The sequence below is a fragment of the uncultured Sneathiella sp. genome (assembly GCF_963976355.1).
In the GTDB taxonomy this organism is placed as follows: domain Bacteria; phylum Pseudomonadota; class Alphaproteobacteria; order Sneathiellales; family Sneathiellaceae; genus Sneathiella.
In genome coordinates this window covers 208,132-221,304 of the sequence record NZ_CAXBKA010000003.1, presented here as the reverse complement: position 1 = coordinate 221,304, position 13,173 = coordinate 208,132, and the positions used below count along the sequence as shown (strand labels likewise).

Sequence of the window (13,173 nt, the reverse complement as noted above, 5' to 3'; positions counted from 1 at the left end):
GTCCGGGCAGGATCCGGACCCGACAGGAGCGATTTATGTCCCGCGATTTAGAAAATACCCTTTACCTGGAACTTAAAGACGGCCGCGTCACGATCGAAATGCGCCCGGACCTGGCGCCAAATCATGTCGCCCGGATCAAGGAGCTTGCGCGCGACGGCTTTTATGACGGGATCGTGTTCCACCGGGTGATCGATGGCTTCATGGCCCAGACCGGCTGTCCGCAGGGGACGGGCACTGGCGGTTCAGGGAAAAACCTGACGGCGGAGTTCTCAGGCGAACAGCATCTGGAAGGCACTTGCTCCATGGCCCGCGCTGGTCATCCGGACAGCGCCGACAGCCAGTTCTTCATCATGTTTGAACGCTCCCCCCATCTCGACAGCCAGTATTCGATCTGGGGGCAGGTCGTTGACGGCATGGAACATGTGCATGCCATCAAGAAGGGCAGCGCCATGAACAACGGCGCCGTAACGGACCCGGACAAAATCGTCAGCCTGAAGGTCGCGGCGGACGTCGACTAGCGTTTTGCATATTTTTGGGAACGAACGGCTTGGACCCCCAAGTCGTTCGTTTGCGTTTTAGATCATGAAAGTAGACGCATTCGATTTCACCCTGCCGCCGGAATTGATCGCCGACCGGCCGGCGGTCCCGCGGGAGGCGGCGAAGTTGCTGTTGGTCGGGGAGAAGCTGGAGGACCATACGGTTGCCGATCTGCCGGGACTGCTGCGCGAGGGTGACCTGCTTGTCTTCAATGATACGAAAGTCATTCCGGCCCGATTGCGCGGTACACGGAGGAGCGCAAAGATCGAAGTGACGCTGCACAAGAATGTTTCTGCCGATGGCTGGCACGCGTTTGCGAAACCTGCCAAAAAGCTGAAACCCAGTGATATCATACGCTTCTCCGATGATTTTACAGCTTTGGTTACGGAAAAATTCGACGGTGGAGAAGTCGCGCTATCCTTCTCCGCCTCTGGCCCGGAGCTTATGGAAAAGCTGATGACCTATGGGGAGATTCCTCTGCCGCCCTATATCAGCAGCTTGCGTGCCGTCGATGAACAGGATCGCCACGATTATCAGACCATCTTCGCGAAAGATGAAGGGGCAGTGGCGGCACCGACGGCGGGCCTGCATTTCACGGAGGAGTTGCTGGATCAGTTCCGGGCGCGGGGCATCGGGATGGTGACGACCACCCTTCATGTCGGGGCGGGGACCTTTCTGCCGGTGAAAGTGGAGGATACCGAAGATCACCGCATGCATGCGGAAGTCGGTATCCTGACGCAGGCGACGGCCGACGCGATTAATGAGGCACGGGCGAAGGGTGGCCGTATTGTGTCCGTCGGGACCACCAGTTTGCGTCTTCTGGAAAGCGCAGCGGATGCCTCGGGGACAATTCACCCGTTCAACGGCGAGACGGATATCTTCATCACACCGGGATACAAGTTCAAGGCGATCGATCTGCTGATTACGAATTTCCATCTGCCGAAATCGACGCTTTTCATGCTTGTATCGGCCTTTTCCGGGCTGGAAACCATGAAGGCGGCCTATGCCCATGCGATCGCGGAAAAATACCGTTTCTATTCCTATGGCGACTGTTCGCTGCTATATCCGAAACAATGACAAACGCATTTGAATTCAGCATCTCGGCGACCGACGGCGCGGCACGGCGCGGAACACTCAAAACTGCCCATGGGGAGATCCGCACGCCCGCCTTCATGCCCGTAGGCACCGCGGCGACGGTGAAGGGCATGACGCCGGAGGCGGTGCGGGAGACCGGCGCCGATATCCTGCTCGGCAACACCTACCATCTGATGTTGCGGCCGGGATCGGAGCGGGTGAAGAAACTTGGCGGATTACATAAATTCATGAACTGGGAGCGACCGATCCTGACGGACAGCGGCGGCTTTCAGGTGATGTCGCTGAACGAGCTGCGCAAGATTGACGAGAACGGGGTGATCTTCAAATCCCATATCGACGGGAAGCGGTTCGAATTGACGCCGGAACGGTCCATGCAAATCCAGAACGATCTCGATGCCACCATTACCATGGCGTTCGATGAATGCACGCCCTATCCGGCGACGGAAGAGGTGGCGGCAAGCTCCATGCGGCGTTCCATGCGCTGGGCTGAGCGGTCCTGTGACGCTTATGAGAGGCGGGACGGATATGGCCTGTTCGGCATCGTTCAGGGTTCGACTTTTGAGGAGTTGCGCCTCGAATCAGTCTCGGCGCTGACCGACATCGGTTTTGACGGTTACGCGGTCGGCGGGCTGGCGGTCGGTGAAGGGCAAGAGGAAATGTTCCGCACGCTGGAGTTCACGACACCCGCGCTCCCGGCCGACAAACCACGCTACCTGATGGGGGTGGGCAAGCCCGATGATCTGGTCGGCGGGGTGATGCGGGGCGTCGATATGTTCGACTGCGTGCTGCCGACACGCTCGGGACGCAATGCGCAGGCCTTTACCCGCTTCGGTACCGTGAATATCCGCAATGCTCGCCATGCGGAGGATCAGCGCCCACTGGATGAGCGGTGCGGCTGTCCGGCCTGCCGCCACTATTCCCGCGGTTATCTGCATCACCTGTTCAAGGCGAAGGAGATGCTGGGGTCCATGCTGCTGACCTGGCATAACCTGCAGTATTATCAGGAAATCATGGCGGCCATGCGCGAGGCGATTGAAAACGGACGCCTTGCCGACTTTGCACTCGACTTCTATGCGGCGCAGGAGCAGGGCGATATCGAGCCTGCCTGACAAATATTCTTTTGGGAAATAGGGGTAATCGAAGCCATCTTTGCCGTAGAGGGGAGGGGGTAGAATTGGCAAAAACAGCTTCGATCAACCTTGGACAATTTATCATCCGCCGAATAGTCTTAAGATTGCGTTAATGTTTAGGTGTTCCGGCAAATTGAGGACGCCGCCGTTTTATCTGCCTGAATTTTATGCAGTTTGAAGGCGTTTCACCGGCTTTCTGAAGCTTATTTCACTGTACGGCGCAAAAATCCCTCCGGTTTTCACCGCTGCATGGCGAATCTTTGATCTGGCTATCCGCCGTCACATGTCCGGTTTCGTACCTGCTTTTGCAGCAGTGACTACCTTCGTCTGGGGTTGAGGCTGGGAGGCGAGTTTTGTGCTCGTGCTCGCAGCACGCGTGGTGATGGCGGAGATTATCTTGTCAATGACGTAGAAAATCAGCTCGACACTGTAGCCGGCAAGGAAAGCTATGGCGAGAGGGCTGAAATCGCTAAGGCTGGAGGATCCAATCTTGATCGTGGCGATGGCAGAAGATTGTGTCGTCAGGGTATGAAGGGTTGCCGGCGTGGTCGTGAAGAAAAAACTCGCCATAATTCCGGCGAGTGGCCCCTGGGTAATCCGGAGGCTGTAATCGATATGAGAGTTCATCGAAAATGTCAGACCCTCGATGTCCTTGGGAAGCTGCCTTAGTACAAAAAAGGAGGCTCCCAGCAGGCCATACAGGATCGGCAGGAAATAGGCGGAGATGGCGTAGAGGACATATTGCGCGGATACATAATGGACATGTATTTTTTCTTCGTCCGTGAGATCTGAATAATCGGGTTTTTCCCATGTTTGCGCGGTAAAGAATAGAACGGTACCCCACTGGTGGTTCCAGTTCCTGAGCTCAATAAATTCGGCTTCCCGCCATGAAATATATTCGTCAATCTGACGGTTTAATTCTTGCGTATCAGAGAGTGCGGCAGAAGTGGTTACCGGGATATTATTGCTTGTGTCGGTGGTGGTATCATCGGTTTCTGTTCCTGTTACCGTCCGTTGCGGCAAGCCGTCCGTTGGTGTTCGGTGTGATGCGCTGTCGGCGTTGTTGATCTGGGTTTTCAAAACAATAATGCGGTTTGACTGCTCCCGGATATCGGCAACAAGAGTATTGCCGATGGCCCAGAAGACCTGCAACGTGATCAACGACAGCAATGTCAGAATCGACAGCAGTTGATAGCGAAACGCGCATTTTCTGGAAAAGGGAATATGCATCTTGCCTTGCACATATCCCCATACCCCTGACTTTAATTGCCGAAGGTCACGGGTGGCGCGGATGCTGGAGACTGTAATCGGGCTCAGGGAATGGGAAAGTCTCTCATAGGCCTGCCAGAATCCATTGGTGATGGCCGGTGTCATCATGTTTTTGTTCATGGCATCTTCGGTATCGAAGATGGCGCGCGTCACATCCTCGTCCAGCGGGATACCGCGTTCCGCCGCCGTCATTATGAGCAGATTCGCGTCGGCGAGAGACGCCCTGAGGATCGTTTCTCCGAGCCCCGTCGTTTCCTTGCCGTCGGAGGCGGATGTCTCGGATGTCGACTGCCTGCTGAAAATGCCCATTTATCACTCCTTTTCCTCAGGGACGTGGAAAAAGGCGGAGCTGTGATCAATATTTCGCGGTTCTCCGCCAAATCACATGCGAAGGGTTGCCGTCGGTTCCCGGCTCGCGCTAAAAAGGCCGGGAAATCAGGTCCAGTTAGAAGGGATAAGCCGGTTGAAAATCTATGGAATCAAGAACTGTGATACATGCAAAAAAGCGATCAAGTGGCTAAAAGACGAGGGGATCGACTGTCAGTTCCATGACCTGCGCGCTGACGGTCTATCAGAGGAGGAGCTTGCGCGCTGGCTTGCCGCCATCGACAGCGACATCCTGATCAACAAGCGTGGGACCACCTATCGCCAACTGGACGATGCGGCGAAAGCCGAGCTGGGGGGCGCTAATCCGGCAAAGCAGCTCCTTGCCGCGCCGACGCTCTTGAAACGGCCGATATTTGCCAAGGACGGCCAGTATCTGGTCGGGTTCAAGGAGCCGGAGAAAGCGACACTCCGGGAATGGGCGGTTTAAGATCCTGACTTAGTCCAGCTTCTGCACATAGCAGAGGACATGATCGATATCGACCTGGTTCTCGCTGAGCGGCAGGGCGATGACCCGAAGCGGAATCTCATCGAAAGTTGACGGAAAATATTCCGTTCCATGGGTGGGTTTGCCGGTATTGGCAACATCCCGGGCAAGGCTGAGGACCCAGTCAACAACCATGGGTGAGAAGTCAATCCCTGCCGTGTGGCCGGATTGCTGGCTTTCGTGCTGCGTCGCCTGTCGAAGCTCGCTGGCAAAGCCGTTCTCCAATTGCAGGCGGCCAACGGCGTGATCACAATGCACCAGCGCGCAGTTCGGCCAGAATCTGCCGATTTTCGCCGTATCCAGATCCTGCCATGTGGGATAGCGCTTGCCGCCCCTGATCTCCAGCCAGTAGGAGAGGATATCCGGCGCGACGGTCTTTTTCTGCCATCCGGCCTTTGCCGCCGGACGCGCCCAGTTGGAGCGGCGGGGCGGGACAGCGGAAACTGTCTGCGTTGCCGGATCGATCGCCTTCTTGGGTCTTGCGGGTTTCTTCACCGGTCGTGCAACGGCTTTCGGCTTTGCCGCGGCCGGTGCAGGGGCCTCGGTCGCTTTCTTGAATGTGGGTTCCGCGACTTTCTGTGCGGGCTTGCTTGCTTCAAGCTCGTCCGCAAGGGCCTGAAGCCGGTCGGTGATGTCTCCTGATTTTACCTTGCGCAGGGATTTGCTGTCTTCTTTACTGCGCCTTACCTTGATTCGGGAAAGCGATGCGGCGTCGAGACCGCCGTCCATTTCGTTATGTTCTTCAACAGTTTCACGCATGTTCGGTCACTTCCACTCAAAGGGACGACTTGTCCAGGACACAATTACAGGATTGCGGCAGAATCTCTGAGCCGTGATTGATGACATATTCTTCCAGTGCGGTCTCGAATATGGATTGCGCGGACATTTGCGTATGCGCGGCGATCAACTTGAGTTGAAGGTGGTCCTTCGGCGACATGCGAACGGAAATACGAATACGCCCGAGGCCGTCTTTCTTGAGCTTGGCGACTTCATGGGCGATTTCCCTGGCTTTTGCCTCGGCAAGCGGCGGGAGTTCGCGCGCGGGCGCGGAATGGACGGACGGAGCATATTCCCGCGGACTTACGGCAGACTCATCGAGTGATTCTGCAAGTCCATGGGCAACTTCTTCCGTTGTATCGGTTGTGTTGATCTCGTCAATATGGCTGGGCTCCGGACGGTCTTCTTCCTCGGCCATCCTTGCAAATTCCGACCGTTCAGCGGCCTTGAGAGCGGCTTCCTCCATATCATGGGAGTCATGGTGCGGCTCTGCATATTCGCGCACCCGATCATAAATACGGGAGACCTGGGGCTTGCTGCCGTTCGCACTCTTGTCGAGAAGATTGCTGGGCGCCAGCCGGGTGGATGCCGGTTCGGCTTTGCCTTTGGAGGCAATCAATGAACTGGTTAGGAATGCTGCTTTCATGACAAATCTTCTTTTTGTAAAGGACGTCAGAACTTAGTTATACGCTGCACCATTGCTGGCCGGTGTTGCGCTCAGGTGATGCGACGGCGGCATCGGATGGTTGGAGGTCAACCTGGCGAGTCTCTCTTCGATATAGGACCAGAGCTTGCTGATCTCGTCACTGGAGCGGGAGGAGGGGTTCAGTTCCATTGTCGTGCGGCCGTCGATCATGCTGGAGGCGAAATCGACGCGCTGATGGATGATCGCCGGGGCGAGAGTCCCGTGCTGCGACAGCGCGATAGCGGCCTCGCTGGTGATCCGGGCGCGTGGCGTTGCGCCATTGACGACAAAGATGAGCGACGTGTTGAGGCCTTCCGCAAGTTCCACCGTCGCCCCGACGGCGCGCAAGTCGTGCGGGCTGGGCCGGGTCGGAATGATCAGCAGGTCGGCAAGGTTGATGACATTCGCGATCGTCGAGGTGATGGCCGGAGGCGTATCGACGAAGAGCAGCTTGATGCCCATCTTCTCCATACGCCCGATATCGGCCTCTAGCCGCTCAACCGTCGTGCGCGCAAACAACGGCGTTTCCGCCTCGCGTTCGTTCCACCATTCGGACAGGCTGCCCTGCGGGTCCGTATCGACAAGCGCCACTGGCCCCTGTCCGGCCATTTCGGCCTGCACGGCAAGATGCCCGGCAAGCGTCGTCTTGCCCGAACCACCCTTTTGTGATGCAACTGCGATAACCTTCATCAGAACTCTCCTGCTCGGTACTCTGGCGCCGGAGCCGACAAACCCTAATTCGGGCAGGTCTGATCACTCCAGCTATTGTTCCATGGAGCAAAATTAGCGATGAAAACTTAAAAGAGAATTACGAATTAAGTCGAATATTAGCCAAAAATTAGTAAAATTTTACCGGCGTTTATTCTGCATTATCAAAATCCTAGAGCATGAATTGCTCATCAAGGATGCGTTTTTCCAGATTATGCTCCGGATCGAATAGCAGCCGGATCGTAATGTCCCGCTTTTCCTCGATTGTCACGGTTGACACATCCCGGACCTCGACCGCGTCGGCAACGGCGCTGACCGGCCGCTTGGCGGCTTCGCGCACGGTCAGTTCTATCCGCGCCTCGCGCGGCAGAATGGCGCCACGCCAACGCCGGGGACGAAAGGCACTGATGGGTGTCAGGGCAAGAACACCGGCGTTTACCGGCAGGATCGGACCGTGGGCGGAATAGTTATAGGCGGTGCTGCCAGCGGGGGTCGCGACCAGAACGCCATCACATGTGAGCTCTGCGACCTTGACATGCCCATCGATCGATATCTGTATCTTTGCCGTCTGTCGACTTTCGCGAAGCAGGGAAACCTCATTAATGGCAAGGGCTTCGACCTTTTGTCCATGCATGTCCACCGCTACCATGCTGAGCGGGTGAAGCTCGGTAGTCTGGCCGGCCTCCAGCCGTTCAATCAGGTTGGCTTCCTCATATTTGTTGAGCAGGAATCCGATCGTGCCCTTGTTCATACCATAGATGGGCGTGCGGGAACTCATGAAGGAATGCATGGTTTCCAGCATAAATCCATCGCCACCAAGAGCGACAATCACATCAGCTTCTTCTGCGGGAACATGGCCATAGCGTGCGATCAGGGTTTCTTTTGCCGCTTGCGCATCTTCCGATTCGCTGGCCGTAAAATAAATCTTCATCCGCCGCTAACCGCCCGTCACGCTCATATGGCGGGGGACCGCCGGCCTGTCATCGGAATTCCGGTCGATGACAAAATCATGACCCTTGGGCTTGCGGCCAATGGCCTCATCAATCGCAGTATCGAGGGCAGCAAGACCATTTTCGCCCCGCAAGACGGATTTGAGGTCGGCCTTGTCTTCCTGGCCCAGGCACATATAGAGCATGCCCGTGCAGGTCAACCGCACGCGGTTACAGCTTTCGCAGAAGTTATGGGTGAGGGGGGTGATAAAGCCGATCCGTCCGCGGGTCTCGGCCACATCGAAATAGTCCGACGGTCCGCCGGTCCGGTAGGCAGAAGGCGTCAAGGTCCAGCGCTGGGCAAGCTGCGCCTTGACCTCGGATAGCGGTAGATACTGGTCCGAACGCTGCCCGTCGATCAGGCCCATGGGCATGGTTTCGATGAAGGTGATATCCATGCCTTCATCGCCGGTCCATTGTATCAAGTCATTGAATTCATGGTCATTAAAGCCTTTGAGCGCGACCGTGTTTATCTTGATCCTGAGCCCAGCCTCTTTCGCCGTCTTCAGGCTGGCCATGACTTTCTCGAAATTGCCCCAGCGGGTGATATCCTGAAACTGATAGGGGTTGAGTGTATCGAGCGAGACATTGAGCCGCCGCACACCCGCGTCATACAGCTCATGCGCATATTTACCGAGCTGGCTGCCGTTCGTGGTCAGGGTCAGCTCGTCCAGTTCCCCGCTCTTGATATAGAGGCCAAGGTTCCGGAAGAGCTCCATGATGCCCTTGCGGACCAGCGGTTCGCCGCCGGTGACGCGGATCTTGCGGACGCCTTTGCGGATAAAGGCCGCCGACACCATTTCAAGCTCTTCCAGGCTGAGAACGTCCTTTTTGGGCAGGAAGGTCATATTTTCCGACATGCAGTATTTGCAGCGGAAATCACACCGGTCCGTTACGGATACCCTGAGGTAATCAATTGTTCTGCCAAATGGATCAATCACGACTTTTATTCCAGAAAAGAGGAACGACCATACTTCTCCTTTAAAAGTATATTGTTGAACGTGATTTGCAAGCAATGACGGAAATGAATGGCGGATGTCTAGCAAGCGGCCGCGTATCTGACCTTTCCGGTTGTGAAATCATCATTGCGAAGGGCAGATATCGCCGACTCTTCGGTCAGGAGGTCATAGAGGTCCATTGGTGCGGAAACAGCAGGCGACAGGATGGAGGCATTTTTATCCCGTATGGAGGATGTCAGGTCGTAAATCGACTTGAAGATAACCCGGTCGATATTCAGGCTGCGGCAGGCGACGGCGATAATCTCCGGGTTTTCCGCATAGATAAAATAACGTACCTTTTCGATATCCATGTCCAGTAGCTTTGCAAAGGCAAATTCGAACAGGTCGATCTCCCCCTGATTGAGGGATTTGATCAGGAAGCGGGTGGATAGTTCACCGGATTTATGAAGTTTTTCGACCAGGCGGAAGGAGGGGTCGCTGTCATCCGAAATGCGGTCAATCGTTTGCTCGCGGTCCTGTATATCGACTTCGAGCAGACGGGGATCAACATCAAAATTTTCGCAGATATACTGGCGGAGCGACATGGAGACCCAGCGGTACATTTTCTCGGCAATGGGTTTAGGCAGAAACGGACGCTCGAGAAGCGGGCGCTGGTATTCGGTCATGAATTCGGATTGCGCGCAAATCTGGGTTAGAAGATCGGTGGAAACCTGTGCCGTTTCGTTCTGTATCACCGTGACCGTAATTTCGGGGTCGTTCAGATTGCAAAGGGCGGCGCAGACCTGCTCGCTGATGTTATCCCGCGCGGCAACCGCGAGGCGATGTTGTTTCGAGCGGTGCATGATGATTTCCAGAAGATCATTCTCCGCCAGCAGGCCGCAATCCCGCAGGATCGGCAGCGCCACTTCGATTTCATCATTGGCGAGGAAGACCATCAGGTTTTTGGGAATATCCTGTTTTTGGGCCAGTTTTTTGGCAAAATTCGCGCGGATTGATTTTTCCACATCGGCGGTAATCCGGTAGATGATATCCGCCATGATTTCCTTTTCGGAATCGGAAAAGGTCGTATGGTCCGCGATCAGAAATTCGCCGATCCGCTCGTACAGGAACTCCCGTTGTTCAGAAGTTTTGGATTCGGCGAGACCGACGAGGACCTTTATTTCATCTATATTGTCGCGACTGGCCGTTTTCATTACCGAGATGCCCAAGGAATTTTCATGTCTTTTGGGCAGCGTAGTGGTTTATTGTTAAGGAAAGCTTAAACGGGGAGCCAATGCGCCATACTTCAAAACGCGCGGGCAACCTCAATTCGCAAGCGGCAGGCGGATCTTGAACCGGCTGCCATCCGACAGGCTGCTCTTCACCGTGATATTACCGCCCATCAGCTTTGCGAGCTTCAGGGAGAGGGTGAGGCCCAGCCCGACGCCGTCCGTGCCACGATTGTACACACCCTCATGGGCCTGCTTGAAGGCCTCGAAAATTTTCTCCTGATCCTCTTCGGCGATGCCGGGTCCGGTATCCCAAACCGTGATGTCGACGAAGGTATCGTCAATGATTTCATACTCAATGCCGATCGTTCCGCCGCGCGGGGTGAACTTGACCGCGTTGCCAAGGATATTGACGAGAATTTGCAGGCATCTTGTCGGATCAACGGCCAGATTGATGTCATCCGTAATCCGGGCGCCAATGATCTCGAGGTTCTTCTCCCGCGCATGGTTTTGCACCAGCACATAGGCATCCCCGACCATTCCGGCGAGGGGGGTACTGACAATCTCGATCGGGATTTTATCACTCTCGATCCGGGCGATATCGAGAATATCCTCGATCAGGCTTAAGAGATGTTTGCCGGAATTCAGGATATCGCCGACATATTCGCGGTATTTGTCGTTGATAGGGCCGAAGGTTTCGAGTCCGATTATCTCGGCGAAACCAATGACGGCATTAAGAGGCGTGCGCAGTTCATGGCTCATATTCGCGAGGAAGTTATCCTTCGCCTTTGCCGATTCCAGTGCTTTCTTCGCAGTAATTTCAAGCTGGATGTTCTTCTTGGTGATTTCATTGATGGCCCGTTCCAGATCGGCTTTCGAGGACAGGGCCTCGTCTTCCGCGAGCAGCCGCGCCGTGATGTCATCGCTGGTGCCGCGATATCCGATATAGCGGCCCTTTTCATTGAAAACGGGAACGCCGGACATATTGAAAATCTTGTATTCGCCGCTGGTGTCCTGAATTTCGAGCGGGACAGAGCGGAAGGGAACATGCTTTTCCATGGCATCTTCCGCCTTGTTGCCACCGTCCGCTTCCGGTTTGAAAACACCGAGGTCGGCGAGCTTCTTGTTCTTCAGCAGCATTGGCGGCAGGCCGACCGCCTGAACAACCCGGTCAGAGACAAATGTCAGCCGACCGTCTGCATCGGTTTCCCAGATCCAATCGGATGCGGCGCGGGTAATATCCAGAAACCGCCGCTTCTCTTCCTTCAGCTTGGCTTCCGCATTCACCTGCCGTGTTGAATTGATGAAACTGCCGCAGATGGCAATAAGCTGTTCGTCATCATCGAAAATCGGAAAATGGCGGGAGAGGAAATATTGCACATCCTTGCCATTGCGGAGCGAAAGCTGACGGGTCTCCGTTTCGGCCGTTTCCGCAATGCGCTTGACGATGTCGAGGTGATCCTGGGGTAGGGTCGGGAGGATTTGGTCTTCCACCCGCTGGGCGGCGCCGGGGCGGAAATGTTCCTTATATCCCTGGTTGGCATAGATGACGGTACCGTCCGGGCGGGCCATATACATCGGCGGGGCCTGCTCAAACACGGCGTCGAAAAATTCACGGCTGATGACACCCTGCATGACCGGGAAATCCGATCCGTCGGGTTTCTTCATATCCGAATGAAGCGACACCACGCTTCCTTGCCCCCGTTCCGTCATTTACTCATAACATGCAACAAACATGTCCCCTGGTACTATTTTAAGCCACCGCGGAAATCAGAGATATATCCGGTCATCGTCGTCAAGATCCTCGTCGAGCTTATCAATGACTTCCAGATAATCACGTTCCAACTGCCAGAAGCGCAAGGTCAACTGCGCATTCTTTGTAGAAAGTTTATCATAAAATTTCATAATAATCTCTACTTCTTCCGGTTTTGTCGTATTTTGCGCTTTTGCGCTGACGGAAATGTTACGGGTCAGTAGGTAAACAGTTGAAAACCCGCTACGGCTGAATTCCAGCGCCTTGAGCACGACAATCAGCGCTTCTGCATTGGGATCATAGATAAAGCGGCTGATTTTCCGGTAGCCGAGCCCGGAAAGCTCGGCAAGGCCGATCAGGAAAAGGCGGATTTGTCGGCCGCGCAGCGCCTGAACCAGGAATTTTTCGTTCAGCTCCTTGCGTTTGGAAAGTTCCGCCACCAGTTTGTCTGCGTTCGAACTGTTGTCGGCGACGTCGAAGCGGTATTCCGTCTTGGCCGCTGCCACCATTTTCTCGTTCAGCTCCAGCTCGTCGATCTCGAAATGTTCGAGGATATGCCGCCGCAGGGCGGCCGAAACCCACCAGAACATCTTATGCGCAAGATCGGCAGGGATATCGTGACGGGCGATGAGAGGTTCCTGAAAGCGATCAATACGGCGAGACTCCTCTACCAGATACTCCATGCTCTGGCGGGAAATCTTGGCATCGCCATTTTCAATCAGATGCGAGATCACGTCTTCGTCGCCATGGCTGATCAGAAGCTCGCTGACCGCGGCATTGAGGTCGTCGCGGTCGGCAATCGCCAGCAGATGCTCCTTGCTGCGGTTCTGAATGATTTCAACGAGATCGGGCTCGGCAAGCAGGTGACTCTTGAACAGGATCGGCCGCGCCACGTCAATTTCATCATTGGCAAGCAAGGTGATCAGGCCATGCGGGACATCTTCCAGGTCGGCAAGTTCTTCGGCGAGGTTCTGACGGATTGTTGTCTCGATCTCGGTCAGCAGCTTTGTCATGATGCCGATAATGAGGGCCTGCTCCTGTTCGCTCAGCCGCTCCTTGTCGTGCAGGAACAGTTCGCTGATATTGGTAAAAAGCTGACGGCGGCCGCGCTTGCTGCTGTCTTTCGACAGCGCAATCAACCGCGCAAGCTCTTCATCCTGACCTTCTGTCATACCCTATCCGTTCCTGCCAT

Annotated in this window: 13 protein-coding genes; 4 read left to right on the top strand and 9 right to left on the bottom strand. The window is 55.2% G+C overall.

The genetic code is table 11. The features are described 5' to 3' along the window. The first annotated feature begins 35 nt into the window (after positions 1–35). The 3 genes from AAC599_RS08070 (at position 36) to tgt (ending at position 2,741) form a co-directional block, all read left to right on the top strand. Entirely contained in the window at positions 36–518 is a 483-nt protein-coding gene (locus tag AAC599_RS08070) for a peptidylprolyl isomerase (RefSeq protein ID WP_293961974.1), read from the top strand. A gap of 64 nt (positions 519–582) precedes the next feature. After that, positions 583–1,614 (top strand): tRNA preQ1(34) S-adenosylmethionine ribosyltransferase-isomerase QueA, encoded by a 1,032-nt coding sequence (gene queA, locus AAC599_RS08065; RefSeq protein ID WP_340149892.1) that lies wholly within the window; start codon positions 583–585, stop codon positions 1,612–1,614. After that, positions 1,611–2,741 carry a tRNA guanosine(34) transglycosylase Tgt gene (gene tgt / locus AAC599_RS08060; RefSeq protein WP_340149891.1) on the top strand — a complete coding sequence of 377 codons (1,131 nt, stop codon included), beginning with the start codon at positions 1,611–1,613 and terminating at the stop codon, positions 2,739–2,741. The genes queA and tgt overlap by 4 nt, the downstream gene beginning before the upstream one ends. Before the next feature lie 300 nt (positions 2,742–3,041). On the opposite strand, the gene AAC599_RS08055 is transcribed toward tgt, so the two are convergent. Then, the gene (locus tag AAC599_RS08055) at positions 3,042–4,340 is read right to left on the bottom strand and encodes a hypothetical protein (protein ID WP_340149890.1); all 1,299 of its coding nucleotides are present in this window, start codon (positions 4,338–4,340) and stop codon (positions 3,042–3,044) included. A 154-nt stretch (positions 4,341–4,494) separates the two neighbouring features. On the opposite strand from AAC599_RS08055, the gene AAC599_RS08050 reads away from it, so the two are divergent. After that, positions 4,495–4,845 carry a Spx/MgsR family RNA polymerase-binding regulatory protein gene (locus AAC599_RS08050; RefSeq protein WP_340149889.1) on the top strand — a complete coding sequence of 117 codons (351 nt, stop codon included), beginning with the start codon at positions 4,495–4,497 and terminating at the stop codon, positions 4,843–4,845. Positions 4,846–4,854: 9 nt separating this feature from the next. Here AAC599_RS08050 and AAC599_RS08045 read toward each other — a convergent pair whose 3' ends face one another. The 8 genes from AAC599_RS08045 to AAC599_RS08010 all read right to left on the bottom strand — a co-directional run bounded on the left by AAC599_RS08045 (position 4,855) and on the right by AAC599_RS08010 (position 13,153). Then, on the bottom strand, positions 4,855–5,661 hold the full coding sequence (locus AAC599_RS08045) for a hypothetical protein (RefSeq protein WP_340149888.1): 807 nt from the start codon (positions 5,659–5,661) through the stop codon (positions 4,855–4,857). Positions 5,662–5,677: 16 nt separating this feature from the next. After that, complete coding sequence (locus tag AAC599_RS08040) at positions 5,678–6,325, bottom strand: hypothetical protein (protein WP_340149887.1); 648 nt, start codon at positions 6,323–6,325, stop codon at positions 5,678–5,680. A gap of 33 nt (positions 6,326–6,358) precedes the next feature. Next, positions 6,359–7,054 (bottom strand): ParA family protein, encoded by a 696-nt coding sequence (locus AAC599_RS08035; protein WP_340149886.1) that lies wholly within the window; start codon positions 7,052–7,054, stop codon positions 6,359–6,361. A 190-nt stretch (positions 7,055–7,244) separates the two neighbouring features. After that, on the bottom strand, positions 7,245–8,003 hold the full coding sequence (locus AAC599_RS08030; RefSeq protein WP_340149885.1) for an NAD kinase: 759 nt from the start codon (positions 8,001–8,003) through the stop codon (positions 7,245–7,247). A gap of 6 nt (positions 8,004–8,009) precedes the next feature. Continuing rightward, a complete protein-coding gene (gene moaA, locus AAC599_RS08025) occupies positions 8,010–9,002 on the bottom strand; it encodes a GTP 3',8-cyclase MoaA (protein ID WP_340149884.1) in 993 nt (330 codons plus the stop codon). 98 nt (positions 9,003–9,100) lie between these two features. After that, on the bottom strand, positions 9,101–10,213 hold the full coding sequence (locus tag AAC599_RS08020; protein ID WP_340149883.1) for a DUF2336 domain-containing protein: 1,113 nt from the start codon (positions 10,211–10,213) through the stop codon (positions 9,101–9,103). 111 nt (positions 10,214–10,324) lie between these two features. Beyond that, positions 10,325–11,914, bottom strand: coding sequence for an ATP-binding protein (locus AAC599_RS08015; protein ID WP_340149882.1), 1,590 nt, complete (start codon positions 11,912–11,914; stop codon positions 10,325–10,327). 84 nt (positions 11,915–11,998) lie between these two features. Further along, entirely contained in the window at positions 11,999–13,153 is a 1,155-nt protein-coding gene (locus AAC599_RS08010; RefSeq protein WP_340149881.1) for a DUF2336 domain-containing protein, read from the bottom strand. Between the last annotated feature and the right edge of the window lie 20 nt (positions 13,154–13,173).

Coding starts and splice junctions, on each gene's coding strand:
- AAC599_RS08070 (WP_293961974.1), top strand. CDS start 36: ATGTCCCGCGATTTAGAAAATACCCTTTACCTGGAACTTAAAGACGGC.
- queA (WP_340149892.1), top strand. CDS start 583: ATGAAAGTAGACGCATTCGATTTCACCCTGCCGCCGGAATTGATCGCC.
- tgt (WP_340149891.1), top strand. CDS start 1,611: ATGACAAACGCATTTGAATTCAGCATCTCGGCGACCGACGGCGCGGCA.
- AAC599_RS08055 (WP_340149890.1), bottom strand. CDS start 4,340: ATGGGCATTTTCAGCAGGCAGTCGACATCCGAGACATCCGCCTCCGAC.
- AAC599_RS08045 (WP_340149888.1), bottom strand. CDS start 5,661: ATGCGTGAAACTGTTGAAGAACATAACGAAATGGACGGCGGTCTCGAC.
- AAC599_RS08040 (WP_340149887.1), bottom strand. CDS start 6,325: ATGAAAGCAGCATTCCTAACCAGTTCATTGATTGCCTCCAAAGGCAAA.
- AAC599_RS08035 (WP_340149886.1), bottom strand. CDS start 7,054: ATGAAGGTTATCGCAGTTGCATCACAAAAGGGTGGTTCGGGCAAGACG.
- AAC599_RS08030 (WP_340149885.1), bottom strand. CDS start 8,003: ATGAAGATTTATTTTACGGCCAGCGAATCGGAAGATGCGCAAGCGGCA.
- AAC599_RS08020 (WP_340149883.1), bottom strand. CDS start 10,213: ATGAAAACGGCCAGTCGCGACAATATAGATGAAATAAAGGTCCTCGTC.
- AAC599_RS08010 (WP_340149881.1), bottom strand. CDS start 13,153: ATGACAGAAGGTCAGGATGAAGAGCTTGCGCGGTTGATTGCGCTGTCG.